Annotated in this window: 24 protein-coding genes; 19 read left to right on the top strand and 5 right to left on the bottom strand. The window is 60.0% G+C overall.

Annotated elements, in window-relative coordinates:
- The first annotated feature begins 122 nt into the window (after positions 1–122).
- From E3Z29_RS27285 to E3Z29_RS27275, 3 genes are all read left to right on the top strand, one after another.
- Positions 123–611 (top strand): TIGR00645 family protein, encoded by a 489-nt coding sequence (locus E3Z29_RS27285; protein WP_007963798.1) that lies wholly within the window; start codon positions 123–125, stop codon positions 609–611.
- Positions 612–746: 135 nt separating this feature from the next.
- Positions 747–1,052 carry a DUF6482 family protein gene (locus tag E3Z29_RS27280; RefSeq protein WP_096795239.1) on the top strand — a complete coding sequence of 102 codons (306 nt, stop codon included), beginning with the start codon at positions 747–749 and terminating at the stop codon, positions 1,050–1,052.
- Positions 1,053–1,173: 121 nt separating this feature from the next.
- Positions 1,174–1,791: an FKBP-type peptidyl-prolyl cis-trans isomerase gene (locus E3Z29_RS27275; RefSeq protein ID WP_003228367.1), complete on the top strand. Its 618-nt coding sequence runs from the start codon at positions 1,174–1,176 to the stop codon at positions 1,789–1,791.
- 137 nt (positions 1,792–1,928) lie between these two features.
- Here the strand turns inward: E3Z29_RS27275 and E3Z29_RS27270 are convergent, their stop codons facing one another.
- From E3Z29_RS27270 to E3Z29_RS27255, 3 genes are all read right to left on the bottom strand, one after another.
- Positions 1,929–2,186, bottom strand: coding sequence for a hypothetical protein (locus E3Z29_RS27270; protein ID WP_003228365.1), 258 nt, complete (start codon positions 2,184–2,186; stop codon positions 1,929–1,931).
- A gap of 204 nt (positions 2,187–2,390) precedes the next feature.
- On the bottom strand, positions 2,391–2,732 hold the full coding sequence (locus E3Z29_RS27265; protein ID WP_003228364.1) for a zinc ribbon domain-containing protein YjdM: 342 nt from the start codon (positions 2,730–2,732) through the stop codon (positions 2,391–2,393).
- Between the two features lie 180 nt (positions 2,733–2,912).
- Positions 2,913–3,881 carry a polyprenyl synthetase family protein gene (locus E3Z29_RS27255; protein WP_003228362.1) on the bottom strand — a complete coding sequence of 323 codons (969 nt, stop codon included), beginning with the start codon at positions 3,879–3,881 and terminating at the stop codon, positions 2,913–2,915.
- 241 nt (positions 3,882–4,122) lie between these two features.
- Here E3Z29_RS27255 and rplU point away from each other — a divergent pair, with 241 nt between their 5' ends.
- From rplU to E3Z29_RS27230, 5 genes are all read left to right on the top strand, one after another.
- Positions 4,123–4,434, top strand: a complete 312-nt coding sequence (gene rplU / locus E3Z29_RS27250) for a 50S ribosomal protein L21 (protein ID WP_003228361.1) — start codon at positions 4,123–4,125, stop codon at positions 4,432–4,434.
- A gap of 35 nt (positions 4,435–4,469) precedes the next feature.
- The gene (rpmA, locus tag E3Z29_RS27245) at positions 4,470–4,727 is read left to right on the top strand and encodes a 50S ribosomal protein L27 (RefSeq protein ID WP_003228360.1); all 258 of its coding nucleotides are present in this window, start codon (positions 4,470–4,472) and stop codon (positions 4,725–4,727) included.
- Positions 4,728–4,921: 194 nt separating this feature from the next.
- A complete protein-coding gene (gene cgtA, locus E3Z29_RS27240; protein ID WP_003228358.1) occupies positions 4,922–6,145 on the top strand; it encodes an Obg family GTPase CgtA in 1,224 nt (407 codons plus the stop codon).
- Between the two features lie 137 nt (positions 6,146–6,282).
- The gene (proB, locus tag E3Z29_RS27235) at positions 6,283–7,401 is read left to right on the top strand and encodes a glutamate 5-kinase (RefSeq protein ID WP_027612826.1); all 1,119 of its coding nucleotides are present in this window, start codon (positions 6,283–6,285) and stop codon (positions 7,399–7,401) included.
- An 11-nt stretch (positions 7,402–7,412) separates the two neighbouring features.
- Entirely contained in the window at positions 7,413–7,880 is a 468-nt protein-coding gene (locus tag E3Z29_RS27230) for a CreA family protein (RefSeq protein ID WP_003228353.1), read from the top strand.
- Between the two features lie 183 nt (positions 7,881–8,063).
- On the opposite strand, the gene rpsT is transcribed toward E3Z29_RS27230, so the two are convergent.
- Positions 8,064–8,336: a 30S ribosomal protein S20 gene (gene rpsT, locus E3Z29_RS27225; RefSeq protein WP_003228351.1), complete on the bottom strand. Its 273-nt coding sequence runs from the start codon at positions 8,334–8,336 to the stop codon at positions 8,064–8,066.
- 252 nt (positions 8,337–8,588) lie between these two features.
- On the opposite strand from rpsT, the gene murJ reads away from it, so the two are divergent.
- The 6 genes from murJ (at position 8,589) to ispH (ending at position 16,122) form a co-directional block, all read left to right on the top strand.
- The gene (gene murJ, locus E3Z29_RS27215; protein ID WP_134787365.1) at positions 8,589–10,127 is read left to right on the top strand and encodes a murein biosynthesis integral membrane protein MurJ; all 1,539 of its coding nucleotides are present in this window, start codon (positions 8,589–8,591) and stop codon (positions 10,125–10,127) included.
- A 129-nt stretch (positions 10,128–10,256) separates the two neighbouring features.
- Entirely contained in the window at positions 10,257–11,195 is a 939-nt protein-coding gene (ribF, locus tag E3Z29_RS27210; protein WP_003228347.1) for a bifunctional riboflavin kinase/FAD synthetase, read from the top strand.
- Between the two features lie 13 nt (positions 11,196–11,208).
- Positions 11,209–14,040, top strand: a complete 2,832-nt coding sequence (gene ileS / locus E3Z29_RS27205) for an isoleucine--tRNA ligase (RefSeq protein ID WP_134787364.1) — start codon at positions 11,209–11,211, stop codon at positions 14,038–14,040.
- The gene (gene lspA / locus E3Z29_RS27200) at positions 14,033–14,545 is read left to right on the top strand and encodes a signal peptidase II (protein WP_007963824.1); all 513 of its coding nucleotides are present in this window, start codon (positions 14,033–14,035) and stop codon (positions 14,543–14,545) included. The genes ileS and lspA overlap by 8 nt, the downstream gene beginning before the upstream one ends.
- 7 nt (positions 14,546–14,552) lie before the next feature.
- The gene (gene fkpB, locus E3Z29_RS27195) at positions 14,553–14,990 is read left to right on the top strand and encodes an FKBP-type peptidyl-prolyl cis-trans isomerase (RefSeq protein ID WP_177416217.1); all 438 of its coding nucleotides are present in this window, start codon (positions 14,553–14,555) and stop codon (positions 14,988–14,990) included.
- 187 nt (positions 14,991–15,177) lie between these two features.
- Positions 15,178–16,122 (top strand): 4-hydroxy-3-methylbut-2-enyl diphosphate reductase, encoded by a 945-nt coding sequence (ispH, locus tag E3Z29_RS27190; protein ID WP_003228337.1) that lies wholly within the window; start codon positions 15,178–15,180, stop codon positions 16,120–16,122.
- On the opposite strand, the gene E3Z29_RS27185 is transcribed toward ispH, so the two are convergent.
- On the bottom strand, positions 16,079–16,648 hold the full coding sequence (locus E3Z29_RS27185; protein ID WP_098965691.1) for a GspH/FimT family pseudopilin: 570 nt from the start codon (positions 16,646–16,648) through the stop codon (positions 16,079–16,081). The two genes, ispH and E3Z29_RS27185, sit on opposite strands and share 44 nt — an antisense overlap.
- 131 nt (positions 16,649–16,779) lie before the next feature.
- Between E3Z29_RS27185 and E3Z29_RS27180 the strand changes: the two genes are divergently transcribed.
- Genes E3Z29_RS27180 through E3Z29_RS27160 form a run of 5 tightly spaced genes read left to right on the top strand, consistent with a single transcriptional unit; the run spans position 16,780 to position 21,970 of the window.
- Positions 16,780–17,253: a GspH/FimT family pseudopilin gene (locus tag E3Z29_RS27180; protein WP_098965689.1), complete on the top strand. Its 474-nt coding sequence runs from the start codon at positions 16,780–16,782 to the stop codon at positions 17,251–17,253.
- Positions 17,250–17,699, top strand: a complete 450-nt coding sequence (gene pilV / locus E3Z29_RS27175; RefSeq protein ID WP_134787363.1) for a type IV pilus modification protein PilV — start codon at positions 17,250–17,252, stop codon at positions 17,697–17,699. The genes E3Z29_RS27180 and pilV overlap by 4 nt, the downstream gene beginning before the upstream one ends.
- Complete coding sequence (locus E3Z29_RS27170) at positions 17,696–18,409, top strand: PilW family protein (RefSeq protein ID WP_134787362.1); 714 nt, start codon at positions 17,696–17,698, stop codon at positions 18,407–18,409. Before pilV ends, E3Z29_RS27170 begins: the two co-directional genes overlap by 4 nt.
- Positions 18,410–18,420: 11 nt before the next feature.
- On the top strand, positions 18,421–18,900 hold the full coding sequence (locus E3Z29_RS27165; protein ID WP_134787361.1) for a PilX N-terminal domain-containing pilus assembly protein: 480 nt from the start codon (positions 18,421–18,423) through the stop codon (positions 18,898–18,900).
- Positions 18,887–21,970, top strand: coding sequence for a pilus assembly protein (locus E3Z29_RS27160; RefSeq protein ID WP_134787360.1), 3,084 nt, complete (start codon positions 18,887–18,889; stop codon positions 21,968–21,970). The genes E3Z29_RS27165 and E3Z29_RS27160 overlap by 14 nt, the downstream gene beginning before the upstream one ends.
- Positions 21,971–21,980: the final 10 nt, after the last annotated feature.

Raw genomic sequence — 21,980 nt, 5'->3', positions numbered from 1 at the left:
AGAAAAAAATTCACACACACACGCAGGTTGCGGTGATGGGAGGTGCGAGCCGGGCGGTTTCTGGCGGTCACGGGCGGCTGGTATACTCGCCGCCGATTTCAATCCTTATTGTGTGAGAGTCAATGGAACGCTTTATCGAAAATGCAATGTACGCCACGCGCTGGCTGCTGGCGCCGATCTATATCGGGCTGTCCCTCGGGCTGCTGGCGCTGGCATTGAAATTCTTCCAGGAAGTGTTTCATGTCATTCCCAACGTGTTTTCCATGGCCGAATCGGATCTGATCCTGGTGCTGCTGTCGCTGATCGACATGGCGCTGGTGGGCGGCCTGCTGGTGATGGTGATGATTTCCGGCTACGAGAACTTCGTGTCCGAGCTGAACATCGACGAAGGCAAAGAGAAGCTCAGCTGGCTGGGCACCATGGATTCCTCGTCGCTGAAGATGAAAGTGGCGGCGTCGATCGTGGCGATTTCCTCGATCCACCTGCTGCGGATCTTCATGGATGCCAAGAACGTCGATCCCGAGCACCTGATGTGGTACGTGATCATCCACATGACCTTCGTGATTTCGGCGTTCGCGATGGGTTACCTGGACAAGCTCACCAAGCACTGATCATTGTTTGATCGCTGCAAAAACACCGCCCGTCTGTTGCGAAACAGACGGGCGGTGTCGTTTGTGGCTTGTGCTTTGGCGCGCGCGGGCATATCCCTGTAAGGGTCCTGGCTCGCCACCGCACGAGGTGCGTTCATGAACCTGCAAGAGTTGAATGCGTTTGCCATCGCCAGAAAGGTCGATGAGCTGAACCTGATCTCCATGGAGGGCGGGATTTATCTGCTCGAGGCGCGGATGCACGGGGCGGCGTACCCGCTGAGTGATCTCAAGGGCGAGATGCTGCAGCTGCGTTCGGTGGAGCATGCACGGGATCTTTTGCATAACTTTCCGGTGCTGCCGTTCAACCTCGTACACACCTCGGTGCACGATGAAATGTGCGGCCTGGGCGTCAGTGACGAGGAAAGCCTGAAAGTGCCGCTGGCCTGGCGCTCGGCCCTGTAGGCGTTGCGCCCCATCGCCGGGCATCTGTGCTAGTCTGCTCGCCCTTTTGGTTCCGGGCGCGCCGGGACGCGCTGTGCACGCACGGCAAGTCTGATGGCCGTCCGCACAGCGGAGCAGTGTCATGTCCGAAGTAAATCTGTCCACCGACGAAACCCGCGTCAGCTACGGTATTGGCCGTCAGCTGGGTGACCAGCTGCGCGACAACCCGCCACCGGGTGTCAGCCTGGACGCCATCCTGGCCGGCCTGACCGACGCATTCGCCGGCAAGCCAAGCCGTGTCGATCAGGAAGCCATGTCCGCCAGCTTCAAAGTGATCCGCGAGATCATGCAAGCCGAAGCCGCTGCCAAGGCTGAAGCCGCCGCCGGTGAAGGCCGTGCTTTCCTGGCTGAAAACGCCAAGAAAGAAGGCATCACTACTCTGGCTTCCGGTCTGCAATTCGAAGTGCTGACCCAGGGCGAAGGCGCCAAGCCATCCCGTGAAGACACCGTGCGTACTCACTACCACGGCATGCTGATCGACGGCACTGTGTTCGACAGCTCCTACGATCGTGGCCAGCCAGCAGAATTCCCGGTTGGCGGCGTGATCGCCGGCTGGACCGAAGCCCTGCAACTGATGAATGCCGGCAGCAAATGGCGCTTGTACGTGCCGAGCGAACTGGCTTACGGCGCTCAAGGCGTTGGCAGCATCCCGCCGCACAGCGTTCTGGTATTCGACGTCGAGCTGCTGGACGTTCTGTAATGCCTGGCCTGTCCCGGTGACAGGTCAATAATGTGGGAGCGGGCTTGCTCGCGAAGGCGTCCTTTCTGGCAACCCATCCGTTGCCTGACACAGCGCTTTCGCCAGCAGGCTGGCTCCCACAGTTTCCATGGCGCTGATCATATTTCGATCTTGTGATGCAGCTCATTGGTCGGGCGCAACGCCCGGGCATAGCAGAACAGGAACAGATTGCGCACCAGCTCCTTGAGCACCAGCGGTTCGCTGGAATTCAGGCTGCTGACGTCCAGATCACCCTGATCCTGCAGCTCATGCAGTGCTTCTTCTTCCAGTACCGCACAGACTTCGCCGGTTTCCCGATGCAGGATCCTGAGGTACGGGTGTGGGCGATCCAGCCAGGCATCGATCAAATAAGTCATGGGTCTCATCTCCTTGAAAGGTTTCAATGAGAATAATTCTTATTCGTCAAATAGCAAGTGCCTATTGGCGGAATGCGATTTTTTCCGGGTAAAGATTGCGTAAGGTCAAAACGGCTGGCGTCTGGCTATTACGCGAGAATGCGGGGGCTGGCGGGGAGGGTGACGCACCATCCCGCGGCGGGCACGGGATGGCTGACAGCAGGATCAGACCTTTCTGACGAACTCGGACTTGAGCTTCATCGGGCCGATGCCGTCGATCTTGCAGTCGATGTCGTGGTCGCCGTCGCACAGGCGGATATTCTTGACCTTGGTGCCGACCTTGACCACCAGCGAAGTGCCCTTGACTTTCAGGTCCTTGATCACGGTGATGGTGTCGCCGTCCTGCAACACGTTGCCGACCGAATCTTTCTTCACGGCATCATCGGATGCCACTTCGGCTTCGCCGTTGGCCGACCACTCGTGGGCGCACTCCGGGCAGATCAGTTGGGCACCGTCTTCGTAGGTGTATTCGGAATTGCATTTCGGGCAGGGTGGCAACGTGCTCACTAAGGCTCCTTGATAGGGGATCGCTAAAAGTCGCACATTGTATAGGGTTTTACGCGCAGGAGGGCATAGAGCAGAAACAACTGTGGGAGCGGGCTTGCTCGCGAATGCGGTGTGTCATTGAACATTAATGTTGAATGACAGGTTGCTTTCGCGAGCAAGCCCGCTCCCACAGAAGGCAGATCAGTGCGTGCGGGCGACCGCAAATTCGCTCAGTTCCACCAGTGCATCGCGGTATTCGCTGGCCGGCAGCGCGTCGAGGCACTTGATCGCACGGGCCACGTAGTCGCGGGCCAGTTGCGCGGTGTACTCCAGCGAACCCGAGGCTTCCACGGCGATGCGGATACTTTCGAGGTCTTCGATCCCGCCTTTCTGGATCGCCTGACGTACCAGAGCAGCTTGCTCCGGCGTACCTTCGCGCATGGTGTAGATCAGCGGCAGGGTCGGCTTGCCTTCGGCCAGATCGTCACCGACGTTCTTGCCCAGAGTCTCGGCATCACCCTTGTAGTCCAGCAGGTCGTCGACCAGCTGGAACGCCACGCCGAGGTGATCACCGAAGGTGCGCAGGGCTTCGCTCTGCTCGGCGGTGGCACCGGCCAGTGCGGCGGCGCTGTGGGTCGAGGCTTCGAAAAGCATCGCGGTCTTGCCGCGGATGACTTCCATGTAGGTTTCTTCGGTGGTGCTGGCGTCGCGTACCTTGGACAGCTGCAACACTTCGCCTTCGGCGATGATGCGCGTGGCCTGGGACAGGATCTTCATTACCGGCATCGAACCCAGTTCGACCATCATTTCGAACGAGCGCGAGTACAGGAAGTCGCCGACCAGCACGCTCGGGGCGTTGCCCCACATAGCGTTGGCGGTCGAGCGGCCACGGCGCATGCCGGACATGTCGACCACGTCGTCATGCAGCAGGGTCGCGGTGTGCAGGAATTCGATGGTGGCGGCCAGCAGGCGCATGTCGTCGCCTTCGCGACCCAAGGCCTTGCCGCACAGCAGCACCAATAAAGGACGCAGGCGTTTGCCGCCGGCCGAGGTGATGTAATCGCCGATTTTCGATACCAGCGGCACTCGGGAAGTCAGCTGCTTCTTGATGATGCCGTCGACGGCGTTAAAATCGTCCGCCACCGCGCGGTAGAAAGCTTGGGGTTGCATCAGCGACAGTTGCTCCAGAAGGGTTGCGCGGCATGCTAGGACCCACACCGGGGCCTGTCAAGGCGCGATGGACGGCCACTTGCGTGACTCTCGCGGCTTGCGTACAATCGCGCACCCTGAACTTCCTGGGCAGCACCTGCCTTACGCAATTGCACTTGGGCCGTTCCATCCCCATGCAGCCATGCCAGCCAATACCTCTTCTTATAAAGAGCTGGGTGAGCAGGATTATCGGAGAAATACCATGTACGCAGTAATCGTTACCGGCGGTAAGCAATACAAGGTCGCTGAAGGTGAATACCTGAAGATCGAAAAACTGGAAGTCGCTACTGGCGAATCCGTGACTTTTGACCGCGTTCTGCTGGTCGCCAATGGCGACGACGTGAACATCGGCGCACCTGTTGTTGCTGGCGCAACCGTCAAGGCTGAAGTGATCTCCCAAGGTCGTCACGATAAAGTCCGCATCATCAAGTTCCGTCGCCGTAAGCACCACATGAAGCGTATGGGCCACCGCCAGTGGTTCACCGAGATCAAAATCACCGGTATTCAGGCTTAATTACAGCCTAATTCCTCACTAGGAGAATTGAACTCATGGCACACAAAAAAGCTGGTGGTAGTACCCGTAACGGTCGCGACTCAGAAGCCAAACGCCTTGGCGTGAAGATGTATGGCGGCCAGGTCATCAAGGCCGGCAACATCATCGTGCGTCAGCGCGGCACCCAATTCCACGCTGGCTACGGCGTTGGCATGGGTAAGGATCACACCCTCTTCGCGAAAATCGAAGGCGTGATCAAGTTTGAAGTAAAAGGCGCCTTCGGTCGTCGTTACGTGAGCGTTGTCGCGGCATAATCGCGAGATCGCTGGAAGAGCCCTGTCTTGCGACGGGGCTTTTTCGTTTGTGGGGTGAGTCTCTTGCAAAACTGTTTGTATGGGCTGTCGGCGTGCGATGCAGGTCGTGGTTTGGGGTCGCTGCGCTCATTTTTGCAAGAGTCTTATGTCTTGATTGTTTTTCGGCTCGTCCGTATGGCGAGAGGCGTTGAGTTATGAAGTTTGTAGACGAAGTATCGATCCGCGTAAAAGCTGGCGACGGCGGCAATGGCTGCATGAGTTTCCGTCGGGAAAAATTCATTGAAAACGGCGGCCCGAACGGCGGTGATGGCGGTGACGGCGGTTCCATCTACATGATGGCCGACGAGAACCTCAACACCCTGGTCGACTACCGTTACACCCGGCACTTCGATGCCGAGCGTGGCTCCAACGGCGGCAGCACCGATTGCACCGGCAAGAAGGGTGAAGACCTGATCCTGCGCGTGCCGGTCGGTACCACCGTGATCGACTCGGCCACCCAGGAAGTGATTGGCGACCTGACCAAGGCCGGCCAGAAACTGATGGTGGTGCAGGGCGGTTGGCACGGTCTGGGCAATACCCGTTTCAAATCCAGTACCAACCGTGCGCCGCGCCAGACCACTCCGGGCAAGCCGGGTGAGCAGCGCGACCTGAAACTGGAAATGAAAGTGCTGGCTGACGTCGGTCTGCTGGGCTTGCCGAATGCCGGTAAAAGTACCTTTATCCGTTCGGTGTCGGCCGCCAAGCCGAAAGTCGCCGACTACCCGTTCACCACGCTGGTGCCGAACCTGGGTGTGGTCAGCGTTGACCGCTGGAAAAGCTTCGTCATCGCCGACATTCCGGGTCTGATCGAGGGCGCTTCCGACGGTGCCGGCCTGGGTATTCGCTTCCTCAAGCACCTGGCGCGTACGCGTCTGTTGCTGCACCTCGTCGACATGGCGCCGCTGGATGACACCAGCGCACCGGACGCTGCTGAAGTGATCGTCAACGAACTGGTCAAATTCAGTCCGTCGCTGGCCGAGCGTGATCGCTGGCTGGTGCTGAACAAGTGCGACCAGATCCTTGAAGAAGAGCATGAAGAGCGCGTCAAGGAAATCGTTGATCGCCTGCAGTGGGAAGGTCCTGTCTACGTGATCTCGGCCATCGCCAAAGAAGGCACCGAGCGCCTGACCCGCGACATCATGCGTTATCTGGAAGATCGTGCCGATCGCCTGGCCAACGATCCTGCGTACAAGGAAGAACTGGCTGATCTCGATCAGCGCATCGAAGACGAAGCTCGTGCGCAGTTGCAGGCGCTGGATGACAAGCGTGCCCTGCGTCGCAGCGGCGTGAAGTCGGTCCACGACATTGGCGACGATGACTGGGACGAAGAAGATGTGGATGATGAAGACGGTCCGGAAATCATTTACGTGCGCGACTGATTCGTTGCAGTAAACTTAAGCGCCGCTCAATCGAGCGGCGTTTTAGTATCTGGAAATCGATCGTTGGTCACCAATAGCCACGATTAACGTCACGGGCAGCGCTGGGTCGCGCGGCCCTCAAGCTAAGGTTGAAGATGATGCGGAGCAAAGTGACAGGTGCGCAGCGTTGGGTCGTGAAGATCGGCAGCGCTTTGCTGACAGCTGATGGCAAAGGGCTGGATCGTGCGGCAATGAGTGTCTGGGTCGAGCAAATGGTCGCCCTGCATGAGGCAGGTGTCGAGTTGGTGCTGGTGTCCTCCGGGGCGGTGGCTGCCGGCATGAGTCGTCTGGGCTGGACCGCACGACCCAGTGCGATGCACGAGCTCCAGGCCGCTGCTGCAATCGGCCAGATGGGCTTGGTGCAGGCCTGGGAGTCGAGCTTTGCCGAGCATGGCCGGCACACCGCGCAGATTCTCCTGACTCACGATGACCTGTCCGACCGCAAGCGCTACCTGAACGCCCGCAGCACCCTGCGTGCCCTGGTCGAGCTGAAAGTCATCCCGGTGATCAACGAAAACGACACCGTGGTCACCGACGAAATCCGTTTCGGCGACAACGATACGCTGGCGGCGCTGGTGGCCAATCTGGTCGAGGCCGATCTGCTGGTGATCCTCACCGATCGCGACGGCATGTTCGACGCCGACCCGCGCAATAACCCAGATGCGCAACTGATTTACGAAGCGCGCGCCGATGATCCGACCCTGGATGCAGTGGCGGGCGGTACCGGCGGTGCGCTGGGGCGTGGCGGCATGCAGACCAAGCTGCGCGCGGCGCGTCTGGCGGCGCGTTCCGGGGCGCATACCATCATCGTCGGTGGGCGTCTGGAGCGAGTGCTCGATCGCCTGAAGGCTGGCGAGCGCATCGGTACGCTGCTGTCGCCTGAGCGCGGCATGCTGGCGGCGCGCAAGCAGTGGCTGGCCGGGCATCTGCAGACGCGCGGCACGCTGGTGCTGGATGAGGGTGCGGTGTCGGCATTGTCCCAGGGCAACAAGAGTCTGTTGCCGGTCGGCGTCAAATTGGTCCAGGGCAGCTTCCGGCGTGGCGAGATGGTGGTCTGCGTGGCGCCGGACGGTCGCGAAATTGCTCGCGGTCTGGCCAACTACAGTGCGCTTGAAGCGCAAAAAATCATTGGTCAGTCGTCGGATGCAATTGTCGGCGTGCTGGGCTACATGGCTGAGCCGGAACTGGTTCACCGTGACAACCTGATTCTGGTCTAAGGAAAAACGCGATGCGCATGGCAAAAGGATTGTTGGGTCTGCTGATGGCGTTGCCATTGCTGGCCTCGGCCGAGGAAATCGGTCAGGTGTCGACGGTGTTCAAGTTCGTCGGCCCGAATGACCGGATCGTGGTCGAAGCTTTCGATGATCCGAAGGTCGACGGCGTGACCTGCTACCTGTCTCGCGCCAAGACGGGAGGGGTGAAGGGTGGTCTGGGTCTGGCCGAGGATCGCGCCGAGGCGTCGATCGCCTGTCGTCAGGTCGGTCCGATCAAGTTCAAGGGCGAACTGAAGGATGGTGATGAGGTGTTCAAGGAGCGCACGTCGCTGGTATTCAAAACCATGCAGGTAGTGCGTTTCCTCGACAAGAAGCGCAATACGCTGGTGTACCTTGTCTACAGCGATCGGGTGATCGAAGGTAGCCCGCAGAATGCGGTGACGGCGATCCCGATCGTGCCGTGGGTGCCGGTCCAGCAATAACGCCGCAAATCCACAATGTGGGAGCGGGCTTGTTCGCGAAGAGGTCGTGTCAGTCGCTAGAGATGCCGGCTGACAGATTGTATTCGCGAGCAAGCCCGCTCCCACTTTTTTATGTGCGGGATTCACCAAATCGCAGGCAATAAAAAACCGACCCTAAGGTCGGTTTTTTAATGACTACGTCGATTAAGCAGCTTCTTTCAGTGCCTTGACGTGGCCATTCAGACGGCTCTTATGACGAGCAGCCTTGTTCTTGTGGATGATGCCTTTATCGGCCATGCGGTCGATAACTGGCACAGCCAGAACGTATGCAGCTTGAGCTTTTTCAGCGTCTTTTGCGTCGATGGCCTTAACTACATTCTTGATGTAGGTACGAACCATGGAACGCAGGCTGGCGTTGTGGCTGCGACGCTTCTCAGCCTGTTTTGCACGTTTTTTGGCGGAAGGTGAGTTGGCCACCGTCGAGCTCCTCGAAAGACTTTTTAGGAAATAGCAAACAAAATAGGCCGCGAATCATGCCGATGAAGAGAAGTCTTGTCAAGGGCGCTTGAAACGTTCCGCTAAGTGGTAGGTGTAAAGAGGCGGGATATTTATTTCCGGCGCTTGACCTGTAAACTCGCGAGCTTTGGCTCTGTGCTGTTGCGGCGCAGAGTATCGCACAAGTAGGCGCATTGTTCGCCTGCTGTTTATCGACAGGCACACATTCCCTCAATGAATCTGCTCAAATCGTTGGCCGCCGTCAGCTCTATCACCATGCTTTCCCGGGTTCTCGGGTTCGTCCGTGACACGCTCATCGCTCGCACGTTCGGTGCCGGAATGGCGACGGATGCCTTTTTTATTGCCTTCAAACTGCCCAACCTGCTGCGGCGAATCTTCGCCGAGGGCGCGTTCTCGCAGGCCTTTGTGCCGATTCTGGCGGAATACAAGAGTCAGCAGGGTGAAGAGGCGACCCGTACCTTTATTGCTTATGTCTCGGGCCTGCTGACCCTGGTGCTGGCATTGGTCACCGTGCTGGGCATGATCGCCGCGCCGTGGGTGATCTGGGCCACGGCGCCGGGGTTTGCCGATACGCCGGAAAAATTCCAGCTCACCTCCGACCTGTTGCGGGTGACATTCCCCTATATATTGCTGATCTCCCTGTCCTCGCTGGCCGGGGCGATTCTCAACACCTGGAACCGCTTTTCGGTGCCAGCGTTCGTGCCGACCCTGCTCAACGTCAGCATGATTGTGTTTTCGCTGTTTCTCACGCCGTATTTCGATCCACCAGTCATGGCCCTCGGCTGGGCGGTACTGGTCGGTGGTCTGGCGCAGTTGCTCTATCAACTGCCGCACTTGAAAAAAATCGGCATGCTGGTGCTGCCGCGTCTGAATCTGCGCGATACCGGCGTCTGGCGAGTGATGAAGCAAATGCTGCCGGCGATCATCGGTGTCTCGGTCAGCCAGATTTCGCTGATCATCAACACCATTTTCGCCTCGTTCCTGGTGGCCGGTTCGGTGTCGTGGATGTATTACGCCGACCGTTTGATGGAATTGCCGTCCGGCGTGCTCGGCGTAGCGTTGGGCACGATTTTGCTGCCGACGCTGGCCAAGACTTATGCGAGCAAGGATCGCCACGAATACTCGCGGATCCTCGATTGGGGCCTGCGCCTATGCTTCGTGTTGGTGTTGCCGTGTGCGCTGGCGCTGGGGATTCTTGCCGAGCCGCTGACCGTGTCACTGTTCCAGTACGGCCAGTTCAGCGCGTTTGATGCGTCCATGACCCAGCGTGCGCTGATTGCCTATTCTGTCGGTCTGCTCGGAATTATCGTGATCAAAGTGCTGGCGCCGGGCTTTTACGCGCAACAGAACATCCGCACCCCGGTAAAAATCGCAATCTTCACCCTGATCGTCACTCAACTGTTCAACCTGGTGTTGATCGGGCCGCTGGCTCACGCCGGTCTGGCGCTGGCGATCAGTGCCGGTGCCTGCCTCAATGCCGGGCTGCTGTTCTATCAACTGCGCAAGCAAAAGATGTATCAGCCGCAACCGGGCTGGTACATGTTCGGCTTCAAACTGGTAGTGGCGGTAGCGGTCATGTCGGCGGTATTACTACTGGGCATGCATTTCATGCCGGCCTGGGATCAGGGGCACATGCTGGAGCGCTTCCTGCGTCTGGGGGCATTGGTAGTTGCCGGTGTGGTGGCATATTTCGGTATGTTGCTGCTGCTCGGTTTCCGTCTGCGCGACTTCAATCGCAAGGCTTTGAGCTGAGGTTTCAGCCTTTATAAACGGGCGCGGGCCGGCAGTTTTGTCGGCTCGATCACTTTGCGTTACGGTGTTGCCTGTCGTCGACCGTCGGGTGTGGTTATAATCGACCACTTTATGAGCAAGAAGCGCGTTATGCAGCTGGTTCGAGGCCTCCACAACTTGCGCCCCCAGCATCGGGGCTGCGTCGCCACTATTGGCAACTTTGACGGTGTTCACCGTGGTCACCAGGCTATCCTGGCCCGGCTGCGTGAGCGTGCGCTCGAGTTGGGCGTACCCAGCTGCGTGGTGATTTTCGAGCCGCAGCCACGGGAATTCTTTGCCCCGGAGACCGCTCCGGCGCGTCTGGCCCGCTTGCGTGACAAGCTGCAGCTGCTGGCCGCCGAAGGCGTCGACCGGGTGTTGTGCCTGGCTTTCAATCAGCGCCTGAGCAAGCTCAGCGCCAGTGAGTTCGTCGATACCATCCTGGTGGACGGCCTCGGCGTGCAGCATCTGGAAGTCGGCGACGATTTCCGCTTCGGCTGCGATCGCCTTGGCGATTTCGATTTTCTGCTGCAGGCCGGCCAGGTTCACGGTTTTACCGTGGAAGCCGCGCAAACCGTCGAGCTGGACGGCATTCGCGTCAGCAGCACTCAGGTGCGCAACGCGTTGGCCGCCGCCGATTTTGCCTTGGCCGAACGCCTGCTCGGCCGCCCGTACCGGATCGCCGGTCGCGTGCTGCACGGTCAGAAACTGGCCCGGCAACTGGGTACGCCCACTGCCAACATTCAACTCAAGCGCCGTCGCGTACCGTTCACCGGGGTTTACCTGGTAGATGTGGACATCGACGGCAAGACCTGGCCCGGCGTCGCCAATATTGGCGTGCGGCCTACGGTCCAAGGTGATGGCAAAGCCCACCTTGAAGTTCATCTACTGGATTTTGCCGGCGATCTGTATGACCGGCGTCTGACGGTGGTTTTCCACCAAAAGCTGCGTGAAGAGCAGCGTTTCGCCTCCCTGGAGGCACTGAAAACGGCGATCAACGCGGATGTCGCCGCCGCCCGTGCACTAGCCGCACCTAGCGCCCATCGCTAATGAAGAGCCTTAAATGACCGACTATAAAGCCACGCTAAACCTTCCGGACACCGCCTTCCCAATGAAGGCCGGCCTGCCACAGCGCGAACCGCAGATCCTGCAGCGCTGGGACAGTATTGGCCTGTACGGAAAGTTGCGCGAGATTGGCAAGGATCGTCCGAAGTTCGTCCTGCACGACGGCCCTCCGTACGCCAACGGCACGATCCACATCGGTCACGCACTGAACAAGATTCTCAAGGACATGATCATCCGCTCGAAGACCCTGTCGGGTTTCGACGCGCCGTATGTTCCGGGCTGGGACTGCCACGGCCTGCCGATCGAGCACAAGGTTGAAGTGACCCACGGCAAGAACCTGGGCGCGGACAAGACCCGTGAGCTGTGCCGTGCCTATGCCACCGAGCAGATCGAAGGGCAGAAGACCGAGTTCATCCGTCTCGGCGTGCTGGGCGACTTCGCCAACCCGTACAAGACCATGGACTTCAAGAACGAGGCCGGTGAAATCCGCGCCCTCGCCGAAATCGTCAAGGGCGGTTTCGTGTTCAAGGGCCTGAAGCCGGTGAACTGGTGCTTCGACTGCGGTTCGGCGCTGGCCGAAGCCGAAGTCGAGTACGAGAACAAGAAGTCCTCGACCATCGACGTGGCTTTCCCGATCGCCGACGAAGCCAAACTGGCCGCCGCGTTCGGTCTGCCATCGCTGAGCAAACCCGCTTCGATCGTGATCTGGACCACCACCCCGTGGACCATCCCGGCCAACCAGGCATTGAACGTTCACCCTGAATTCAATTACGCCCTGGTTGATATCGGCGACAAGCTGCTGGTGCTGGCTGAAGAGCTGGTTGAATCCTGCCTGTCGCGTTACGGCGTTGAAGGCACCGTACTGGCCACCGCGCCGGGTTCGGCGCTGGAACTGATCAACTTCCGTCACCCGTTCTACGACCGTCTGTCGCCGGTGTACCTGGCCGACTACGTTGAACTGGGCGCCGGCACCGGTGTGGTTCACTCCGCCCCGGCCTACGGCGTGGACGACTTCGTGACCTGCAAGAAATACGGCATGGTCAACGACGAGATCCTCAACCCGGTGCAAAGCAACGGCGTGTACGTGCCGTCGCTGGAGTTCTTTGGCGGCCAGTTCATCTGGAAGGCCAACCCGGCCATCGTCGAAAAACTGACCGAAGTCGGTGCGCTGCTGCACACCACCGTCATCGAACACAGCTACATGCACTGCTGGCGCCACAAGACCCCGCTGATCTATCGCGCCACCGCGCAGTGGTTCATCGGCATGGACAAAGAGCCGGTCAGCGGCGACACCCTGCGCGTGCGCTCGCTCAAAGCCATCGAAGACACCAAGTTCGTTCCGGCCTGGGGCCAGGCGCGCCTGCACTCGATGATCGCCAACCGTCCGGACTGGTGCATCTCCCGTCAGCGCAACTGGGGCGTGCCGATCCCGTTCTTCCTGAACAAGGAAAGCGGCGAACTGCACCCACGCACCGTCGAACTGATGGAAGAAGTCGCCAAGCGCGTTGAAGTCGAAGGCATCGAAGCCTGGTTCAAGCTCGACGCCACCGAACTGCTGGGCGACGAAGCGCCGCTGTACGACAAGATCAGCGATACCCTCGACGTGTGGTTCGACTCGGGCACCACCCACTGGCACGTGCTGCGCGGTTCGCACCCGATGGGTCACGAAACCGGCCCGCGCGCCGACCTGTACCTGGAAGGTTCCGACCAGCACCGCGGCTGGTTCCACTCGTCGCTGTTGACCGGTTGCGCCATCGACAACCACGCGCCGTACCGCGAGTTGCTGACCCACGGTTTCACCGTCGATGAGTCCGGCCGCAAGATGTCCAAATCGCTGGGCAACGTGATTGCGCCGCAGAAAGTCAACGACACCCTGGGCGCCGACATCATGCGTCTGTGGGTTGCGTCGACCGACTACTCCGGCGAAATGGCCGTGTCCGAGCAGATCCTGCAGCGCAGCGCGGACGCCTATCGTCGCATCCGTAACACCGCGCGTTTCCTGCTTTCCAACCTGACCGGTTTCAACCCCGCCACCGACCTGCTGCCGGCTGAAGACATGCTCGCACTGGATCGCTGGGCCGTGGATCGTACCCTGCTGCTGCAACGCGAGTTGCAAGAGCACTACGGCGAATACCGTTTCTGGAACGTCTACTCGAAGATCCACAACTTCTGCGTGCAGGAGCTGGGTGGTTTCTATCTCGACATCATCAAGGATCGCCAGTACACCACCGGCGCCGACAGCAAGGCACGTCGCTCGTGCCAGACCGCGCTGTTCCACATCTCCGAAGCGCTGGTACGCTGGATCGCGCCGATCCTCGCGTTCACCGCCGACGAGCTGTGGCAGTACCTGCCGGGCGAGCGCAACGAATCGGTGATGCTCAACACCTGGTACGAAGGTCTGACCGAGCTGCCGGAAGGCTTCGAGCTGGGTCGCGCCTACTGGGATCGCATCATGGAAGTGAAGGTGGCGGTCAACAAAGAGATGGAAATCCAGCGTGCGGCCAAAGCCGTCGGTGGCAACCTGCAAGCCGAAGTGACGCTGTTCGCCGAAGAGGCGCTGAGCGTCGACCTGGCCAAGCTGAGCAACGAGCTGCGCTTTGTCCTGATCACCTCGACTGCCAGCGTGGCACCTTTCGTTCAGGCACCTGCGGACGCGGTAGCCACCGAAGTCAGCGGCCTGAAACTGAAGATCGTCAAATCGGCCTTCCCGAAGTGCGCCCGTTGCTGGCACTGCCGTGAAGACGTCGGCGTGAACCCGGAGCATCCGGAAATCTGCGGTCGTTGCGTCGACAACATCAGCGGCGCCGGCGAGGTTCGTCACTATGCCTAACGCCGTTGGCCGTTTCGGACGGTTGAGCTGGCTCTGGTTGAGTTTGCTGGTTCTGGTCATCGACCAGGCCAGCAAGTTCTACTTCGAAGGCAAGCTCGAAATGTTCCAGCAGATCGTGATCATTCCCGATTACTTCAGCTGGACCCTGGCCTACAACACCGGCGCTGCCTTCAGCTTCCTGGCTGACAGCTCCGGCTGGCAGCGCTGGCTGTTCGCCCTGATCGCGATTGTGGTCAGTGCGGTGCTGGTGGTCTGGCTCAAGCGTCTGGGGCGCAACGATACCTGGCTGGCTGTCGCTTTGGCGCTGGTGCTGGGCGGCGCGCTGGGCAATCTGTATGACCGCATTGCCCTGGGCCATGTGATCGACTTCATTCTGGTGCACTGGCAGAACCGCTGGTACTTCCCGGCGTTCAACTTCGCCGACAGCGCCATCACCGTCGGTGCGGTGATGCTGGCACTGGACATGTTCAAAAGTAAGAAAACCGGAGAAGCCGTTCATGACTGAACAGGTATTGGCTGAGCAACGCATCGGCCAGAACACGGAAGTCACTTTGCACTTTGCATTGCGCCTGGAGAACGGCGATACGGTCGACAGCACGTTCGACAAGGCCCCGGCGACCTTCAAGGTCGGCGATGGCAACCTGCTGCCGGGTTTCGAAGCGGCATTGTTCGGCTTCAAGGCCGGCGACAAGCGTACGCTGACCGTCGAGCCGGAAAACGCTTTCGGCCAGCCGAACCCGCAAAACGTACAGATCATCCCGCGCGCGCAGTTTGCCGACATGGAACTGTCGCCGGGTCTGCTGGTGATCTTCAACGATGCGGCCAATACTGAGCTGCCGGGTGTGGTGAAAGAATTCGACGACGCGCAAGTGACCGTCGACTTCAACCACCCGCTGGCCGGCAAGACGCTGACCTTTGACGTCGAGATCATCAACGTCAAAGCGATCTGAGTACACCGCAGAACAATGGTGGGAGCGGGCTTGCTCGCGAATGCTGACTGACATTCAACATAGAAGTTGTCTGACACACTGCTTTCGCGAGCAAGCCCGCTCCCACATTGGATTTTTGCTGGATTTGAGCAATGTGCTCGATCAGCAGGACGTAAATTTATTTCGCGCGCAAGACACGAGGCACAGCATGCAAATCAAACTCGCCAACCCCCGTGGCTTCTGCGCCGGCGTGGACCGGGCGATCGAAATCGTCAACCGCGCCCTGGAAGTCTTCGGGCCGCCGATCTACGTGCGTCATGAAGTGGTGCACAACAAATTTGTCGTCGAAGACCTGCGCAGCCGTGGCGCGATCTTCGTCGAGGAGCTGGATCAGGTGCCGGACGACGTCATCGTAATCTTCAGTGCTCACGGCGTTTCTCAAGCCGTACGCAGCGAAGCCGCCGGCCGTGGCCTGAAGGTATTCGACGCCACTTGCCCGCTGGTGACCAAGGTGCACATTGAAGTCGCGAAATACAGCCGCGACGGCCGTGAGTGCATCCTGATCGGCCACGCCGGTCACCCGGAAGTCGAAGGCACCATGGGCCAGTACGACGGCAGTAACGGCGGCGCGATCTACCTCGTCGAAGACGAGAAAGACGTAGCCGAACTGCAAGTACGGAACCCGGAAAAACTGGCGTTCGTGACCCAGACCACCCTGTCGATGGACGACACCAGTCGGGTGATCGATGCCCTGCGCACACGTTTCCCGGCCATCGGTGGCCCGCGCAAGGACGACATCTGCTACGCCACGCAAAACCGTCAGGACGCGGTCAAGCAACTGGCCGACGAATGCGACGTGGTCTTGGTGGTGGGCAGTCCGAACAGCTCCAACTCCAACCGTCTGCGTGAACTGGCCGAACGCATGGCCACGCCGGCCTACCTGATCGACGGCGCCGAAGACCTGCAGAAGAGCTGGTTCGAGGGTGTCGAGCGCATAGGCATCACCGCTGGTGCCTCCGCACCGGAAGTGCTGGTTCGCGGCGTGATCCAGCAGTTGCAAGCCTGGGGCGCGACCGGTGCCGATGAACTGGCCGGTCGCGAAGAGAACATCACCTTCTCGATGCCGAAAGAGCTGCGCGTCCGTTCGATCTGACGCTCTTCGCCTTCAGGCACAATGCCTGCTCAGCCTTCGCGCTGGTCAGGCGCACCCGGCCGGTTGCCGCCAGCACCACCTGGCGCTGGCTGACCGGCTCGCGTGCCGAACAGATATGTAATGTCCCTGCCTGAAACGCCCGCCCGGGCATCAGCGGTTGTCCCAGACTGCTGAAGCGCACGTAACGACTGACCGCCCAATTACCAACAATCGGTGTCCGCCCGTCACTCGCATGTTCCACCAGCAGCGGATTGCTGCTGTCCTGCGGCCCCTTGCCGCTGATATCCAGAATGATCCGCCAGCCCTGACTCCAGTCGCCATTGATGCCATGGATAACCACGCTCTGATTGCGGGTGATGGCCAGGGTGCGGGCGTTGCGAATTCCGTCGAGCAGCGACTGCGCCGCTTGGTCGCGATGGGTCGACTCGGTGAAGGTGGCGAACGCCGGGCTGACCAGCGACAGAACAATTGCGCCAATCGCCAGTCCCATAAGCAATTCAATCAGGCTGAAACCCTGTTGCGGCATGACAACTCCCTCCGTGGAGCATGAAGCCCGGCGCGATCCTTTTCGCCGGGCAGGGCAAATCAACCGACGCGGGCCGGTTGAATGTTCTAGTTTGTAGAAGCAGGTATAGCCGACGGCAACGGAGGGCATCGATGGATCATCGTACAAAAGGTTTCACGCTGCCCGAGTTGTTGGCTGCGGTAGCGGTGATGGTGATCCTCATCACCCTGGCGGTGCCGGGCTTCACCCGCTCGATCCAGAGCAGCAAGGCCGACACCGAAATGGGCGACCTGCAGCGCGCCATCAACTACGCGCGGCTGGAGGCGATTGATCGCGGCGTGACCACACGCTTGCGCCCGAGCGCCGGCGGCAGCGTGTGGACCGGCGAATTGTCGGTCTACGACAGTACTGGCACTCCGGCCAATGTATTACGGGTTGTTCCAGCGATGAGCAGCGGCGCGACTCTGACGCTACCCTCAGGAGTGACCGCACTGGATTTCAACAATCTGGGCGGCCTGGCGGCGCCGTCGACGGCGGTGGCCATTAGTTATGTGCTGGGAACACAAAGCAGGACGCTGAACGTGTGTCTGAACGGACGAATTCAATTGGGTGGAAGTTGCGGATGAGGGCAGGGAGCACACAGGCACAGGAGGGCATGTCGCTGATCGAGGTACTGGTCGCGTTGCTGATTCTGACCGTCGGCATATTGGGCGCGGCCGCCGTTCAAGTGAATGCGCTGAAGTACACCGACAGTTCGCGGATGACCAGTCAGGCGAGCTTCATCGCCTACGACATGATGGACCGCATCCGCGCCAATTCCGCTGCCGATTACACGGTCACGCCGCCGACCGCCGGCAACCTCAGCGTCGCCCGCGATCAGGATCTCTACGATTTCACCACTAACATCGTCAATTTCGGCGGGCCGACTGCCACGGGCACGATCACCCTCAATCAACGGGTGTACACCATCACCATCAACTGGAATGACTCACGGGCGGCGAATGCCACCGGTACCACCCGCAGCTTCGTTCTGACCAGTCGCGCCACGGTCGATCCGGTGGCCACGCCATGAAGCATGATCAGCGGGGGTTCGGCCTGATCGAAATGCTCATCGCGCTAGCGCTTGGGCTGATCATCGTACTGGGGGTGGTGCAGACGTTCCTTGCAGCCAAAAACACTTACGTCAGCCAGAACACCGCCGCTGCGATGCAGGAAGACGCACGTTTTGTCCTGAGCAAGATGATTCAGGAACTGCGCATGGTCGGCATGTTCGGCTGTCTGGGCACGATTACTGACGCGAGCTCGGCGGGGGATTTCAACGCGGCGCAGATCATCCCGATCAGTTGGGACAACAGCAACCTCAAGCTGACTCTGGTTACCGCCGATGTCGGCGGCAGTGGTGGCACGCCGACCTGGACGGTGGTCTCCGATTGCCGCAACAGTGCCACGGCCTATACCGGGTTGCGGGCGGCAGCGAACGGGCAGATCGCTTTTCCGATCCGCCGCTTGGTCTACAGCTTCAGCAACAACCAGATTCTCATGGGCACCGGCAGCGGTACTCCGACCCAACAGGTGCTGGTGAACAATGTCAGTGCGTTCAGCGTCATGTTCGGTCTGGCGACGTCCGCCACTGACGTCGCGGCGTCCTCCTACAGTGCCAACCCTAGCGATCCGGCGCGCATCCGCAGTGTGCGACTGAGCCTGACCCTCACTGACCCGAACAACCGGGTGGCCAATCAAACCTTCAACGTGGTTGCCGCTTTGCGCAACCGCTTGCAATGAGGGCCGGGCCGATGAGGATGACTTTCGACCAGCGGCAAAACCAGCGTGGCATGGTGTTGCTGGTCAGTCTGGTGTTTCTGTTGCTGCTGACCTTGATCGGGCTGTCGTCGATGCAGAGCGCCAACCTGCAGGAAAAAATGGCCGGCAGCGTCAGCCTGCGCAATCAGTCGTTCCAGACCGCCGAGGCGGCGTTGCGTATCGGCGAGAGTGCGGTGCAGCTCGACAGTTATTCGCTGGCGGTGTGTGCCAGCACTACACAGTGTGCACCGCCGGCAGAGTCTTCGGTGGTCAGTGCGGCGGGGCTCAATTCGACTTCCGGGGTCACATGGATCGCTGCCGGTAATGGCTTTTATGGGGTGCAGAACATTGGCACCACCCTGACGGCGGTCAACGTGCCGAGCAACACGTCGGCGACCCTGTACCGAGTGACCGCTGTCGGCATTGCTGGTACTTCGCGCAGTGTGGTGGAGAGTGTCTATGCGAAGTATTGAGCGCTGCCGGACGTTGTTGGCGGGGATGCTGCTGAGCTTGTATCTGGCGGCGCCGGCGTATGCGTTCACGCCGTCCGATTCGCCGCTGCTGAGTGCCGCTGCGGTACCGCCCAACGTGATGTTGCTGATCGACGATTCCGGCAGCATGAACAGCATCATTTATGCGGCGGGATTCGATCCGACCGTCACACGTACCCCGGCCCGGCAATGTAATGCGTTGCTCGGGCTGTGCCTGAGTTCAACGGCGATCACTGGCGATCCGGTGTTTCTCTCGAACCTGCCGACCTCCGGTTGCTCCGGCGGCGCCTTCGCCTTCTACAACAACAGCGTCGCGCCGTTGTGCCTGAAACTGCCTGATCCGGTGGGCGGCGGCAATACGCGCTACACGGGGGATTACATCGCCTATGTGGTCGGGCTGGCGATCAACAACGGCACCCGCGACTTCACCACCGGGGCGATTCCCAACGACTATCGGATCAACGTCGCGCGCAACGTGTCCACCGCACTGGTCACCAGCAACCGTAACTTGCGCATGGGCCTGTCGACCTTCAACCCGGTGACCAGCAACAACCCCGGGAACGGTGGATACATCGCTCGTTCCATCAGTGATCTGTCGCCGGTCTCCGGCAGCGTGACCCAGGCGCAGGCCGACGCCAACTACAATGCGTTGATTTCGGCGATCGGTGGTTTGGGGGCCGTGGCCAACACGCCGCTGGCAGAAACCTATTACGAAATCACCCGGTACATGCGCGGCATGACGCCGTACTACAACAGCACACCCACCACTTACACCAGTCCGATCCAGTACCGCTGCCAGAAGAACTATGGCGTAGTGATCACCGACGGCCTTCCGACGTATGACCGCACGTTTCCCACCAATGACCCGTTGGGCGGAAGTCGCTTGCCGAACTGGGACGGCATCAACAATGACGGCAACAACCTCAATGGAGACAATGAAGGCGACACGCTGTATCTGGATGACATCGCCAAGTTCGCCTACGACATCGACATGCGTTCGACCGGCGTCGATGCGGCGGGCAAGAGCTGGAGTTCGGCGGATTTTCCCAAGCAGAACATGAACACCTACACCGTCGGCTTTACCGCCGACAACGACATGCTTTCCGACGCCGCTGCCTATGGGCAGGGCAAGTATTACCAGGCGAGCGACAGCACCGGTCTCAACAGTGCGCTGTCCTCGGCGTTGAGCGACATCACTTCCAAGGCCGGTTCCGGCGGCAGCGGGGTCACCAGTGGCACCACGCTGGCCAGTGGCACCAGTTATTTCCAGACCAGCTACGATCCCAAGGACTGGCGCGGCACGATCAAATCCTTTGGCTTCACTTCGGCTGGCGCGGTGAACACCTCGGCAGCGTTGTGGACCACCGATACCACCATCGTGCCGGGCGCGACCGCACCGACCTATCAATCGTGGAACACCAGCAGCAATGCCGCCGTGACTCTGGCCTACGGCAACTTTTCCGCGACCCAACAGACGACGCTCAGCCAGAGCCTGCCCACCGGCATCAGCGGCAGCGATCTGGTGGAGTGGAGCAAGGGCACCAACAAGACCGGGCTGAAAGTGCGCAGCGTGTTGCTTGGCGACATCATCAACTCGCCGTTGTCGCTGGCCTCACCCAGCGACAAAACCGCCTCCGACCTCTCGGGAGACACCACGTACACCACGTACCTGACCACCAAAGCGGCGAACATGAATTCGAGTCTGGTGGTGAATGCCAACGACGGTTTCGTCAACGTGATCAACTCGGCCAACGGCACCCGGCGTTATGCCTACATGCCGTCCAGCGTGTTGCCGTCGCTGCGGCTGATTGCCGACCCGGCGTACATCAATGGCGTCAGCCACAAGTTTCTGGTGGACGGTCAGGTCGGTGTGTATGACGCGCAAATCAACAGCGCCTGGAAAACCCTGGCCATCGGCGGTACCGGTGCTGGCGGCAAGACTTTCTATGCGCTGCAACTGTTCGACGCGTCGGCAGGCAATGTGCTCAATGCCCTGTGGGAAGTCAGTGCACCTGCCACGGCGAACACTGCCAACGCATTCAATGATCTGGGTTACGCCTATGCCCGGCCGGAAGTGGCACGCTTGGCCGACGGTCGTTGGGCGGCATTCATTGCCAATGGTTATGGCAGCAACTCCGGAGTGGCGGCGTTGTATGTGCTGGATGTGCGTGACGGATCGTTGATCAAGAAGATCGTGATCGACAGCACCGAAACCACCAATGGTTTGTCGTCGGTGAAGCTCAAGGTCAATTCGTCGAACGTGGTGCAGGCCGCTTACGGAGGTGACCTGAAAGGACGTCTGTGGAAATTCGATCTGAGCGCGACGTCGACCGACAGCTGGGGCGTGGCGTTTTCCGGCAAACCACTGTTCACTACGGCGGGCGGAGCGACTCAGCCGATCACCGCGCAGCCGCTGCTGGCGGACAATTCGCTGGGGGGCAAACAGATCTTCGTCGGCACCGGCAAATTCAACGAGACCGCCGACAAGACCAACAAGGATTTGCAGGCGTTCTACTCAGTGTGGGATGCCGACGGCGGTTCCGGGCAACTGACGGTCAGCAGCCTGCAGGCACAGGCCGTGACCGGAGTGTTCTCTGGCAGCACCGGGCAGTTCATCACCACCAGCCAGAATGACACGACCTATCCGGCGGAGAAGGGCTGGTACCTGCCCTTGGTGTACAACAACGTACTGACCGGCGAGCGGGTGATCAATCAGGCCAGTCTGGTGCTCGGACGCATCGTGTTTACCACCGCCAGTGTCGACACCACCGACCCGTGTGCCAGTTTCGGCACCGGCAAACTGGTCGAACTGGATGCGTTCAGCGGTAAGATGCTCAACTACGCTGTGCTCGACACCAACGCCGATGGCGTGGTCGACAGCAACGACACGATTTCCAGCGGCGTGGTGTTCACCGGCGGGATCCCCACCCTGAACGCCATCGTCAATGGCGCAACGCGCAAGATCGTCAACGATTCCAGTGGCACTGTCACCACACTGGTGGAAAAATCCGGCGGCGGCAGCCGGCGTATCATGTGGCGACAAATACAGTAAGTGAGAGTTT

The organism is Pseudomonas sp. S150 (assembly GCF_004526365.1).
GTDB lineage: Bacteria > Pseudomonadota > Gammaproteobacteria > Pseudomonadales > Pseudomonadaceae > Aquipseudomonas > Aquipseudomonas putida_A.
This window is presented reverse-complemented; position numbering and strand designations above follow the sequence as displayed.

Coding starts and splice junctions, on each gene's coding strand:
- ispH (WP_003228337.1), top strand. CDS start 15,178: ATGCAAATCAAACTCGCCAACCCCCGTGGCTTCTGCGCCGGCGTGGAC.
- ribF (WP_003228347.1), top strand. CDS start 10,257: ATGCAGCTGGTTCGAGGCCTCCACAACTTGCGCCCCCAGCATCGGGGC.
- E3Z29_RS27280 (WP_096795239.1), top strand. CDS start 747: ATGAACCTGCAAGAGTTGAATGCGTTTGCCATCGCCAGAAAGGTCGAT.
- ileS (WP_134787364.1), top strand. CDS start 11,209: ATGACCGACTATAAAGCCACGCTAAACCTTCCGGACACCGCCTTCCCA.
- E3Z29_RS27275 (WP_003228367.1), top strand. CDS start 1,174: ATGTCCGAAGTAAATCTGTCCACCGACGAAACCCGCGTCAGCTACGGT.
- pilV (WP_134787363.1), top strand. CDS start 17,250: ATGAGGGCAGGGAGCACACAGGCACAGGAGGGCATGTCGCTGATCGAG.
- rplU (WP_003228361.1), top strand. CDS start 4,123: ATGTACGCAGTAATCGTTACCGGCGGTAAGCAATACAAGGTCGCTGAA.
- murJ (WP_134787365.1), top strand. CDS start 8,589: ATGAATCTGCTCAAATCGTTGGCCGCCGTCAGCTCTATCACCATGCTT.
- E3Z29_RS27160 (WP_134787360.1), top strand. CDS start 18,887: ATGCGAAGTATTGAGCGCTGCCGGACGTTGTTGGCGGGGATGCTGCTG.
- E3Z29_RS27285 (WP_007963798.1), top strand. CDS start 123: ATGGAACGCTTTATCGAAAATGCAATGTACGCCACGCGCTGGCTGCTG.
- proB (WP_027612826.1), top strand. CDS start 6,283: ATGCGGAGCAAAGTGACAGGTGCGCAGCGTTGGGTCGTGAAGATCGGC.
- cgtA (WP_003228358.1), top strand. CDS start 4,922: ATGAAGTTTGTAGACGAAGTATCGATCCGCGTAAAAGCTGGCGACGGC.
- E3Z29_RS27165 (WP_134787361.1), top strand. CDS start 18,421: ATGAGGATGACTTTCGACCAGCGGCAAAACCAGCGTGGCATGGTGTTG.
- rpmA (WP_003228360.1), top strand. CDS start 4,470: ATGGCACACAAAAAAGCTGGTGGTAGTACCCGTAACGGTCGCGACTCA.
- E3Z29_RS27170 (WP_134787362.1), top strand. CDS start 17,696: ATGAAGCATGATCAGCGGGGGTTCGGCCTGATCGAAATGCTCATCGCG.
- E3Z29_RS27180 (WP_098965689.1), top strand. CDS start 16,780: ATGGATCATCGTACAAAAGGTTTCACGCTGCCCGAGTTGTTGGCTGCG.
- lspA (WP_007963824.1), top strand. CDS start 14,033: ATGCCTAACGCCGTTGGCCGTTTCGGACGGTTGAGCTGGCTCTGGTTG.
- E3Z29_RS27185 (WP_098965691.1), bottom strand. CDS start 16,648: ATGCCGCAACAGGGTTTCAGCCTGATTGAATTGCTTATGGGACTGGCG.
- E3Z29_RS27255 (WP_003228362.1), bottom strand. CDS start 3,881: ATGCAACCCCAAGCTTTCTACCGCGCGGTGGCGGACGATTTTAACGCC.
- E3Z29_RS27270 (WP_003228365.1), bottom strand. CDS start 2,186: ATGACTTATTTGATCGATGCCTGGCTGGATCGCCCACACCCGTACCTC.
- E3Z29_RS27230 (WP_003228353.1), top strand. CDS start 7,413: ATGCGCATGGCAAAAGGATTGTTGGGTCTGCTGATGGCGTTGCCATTG.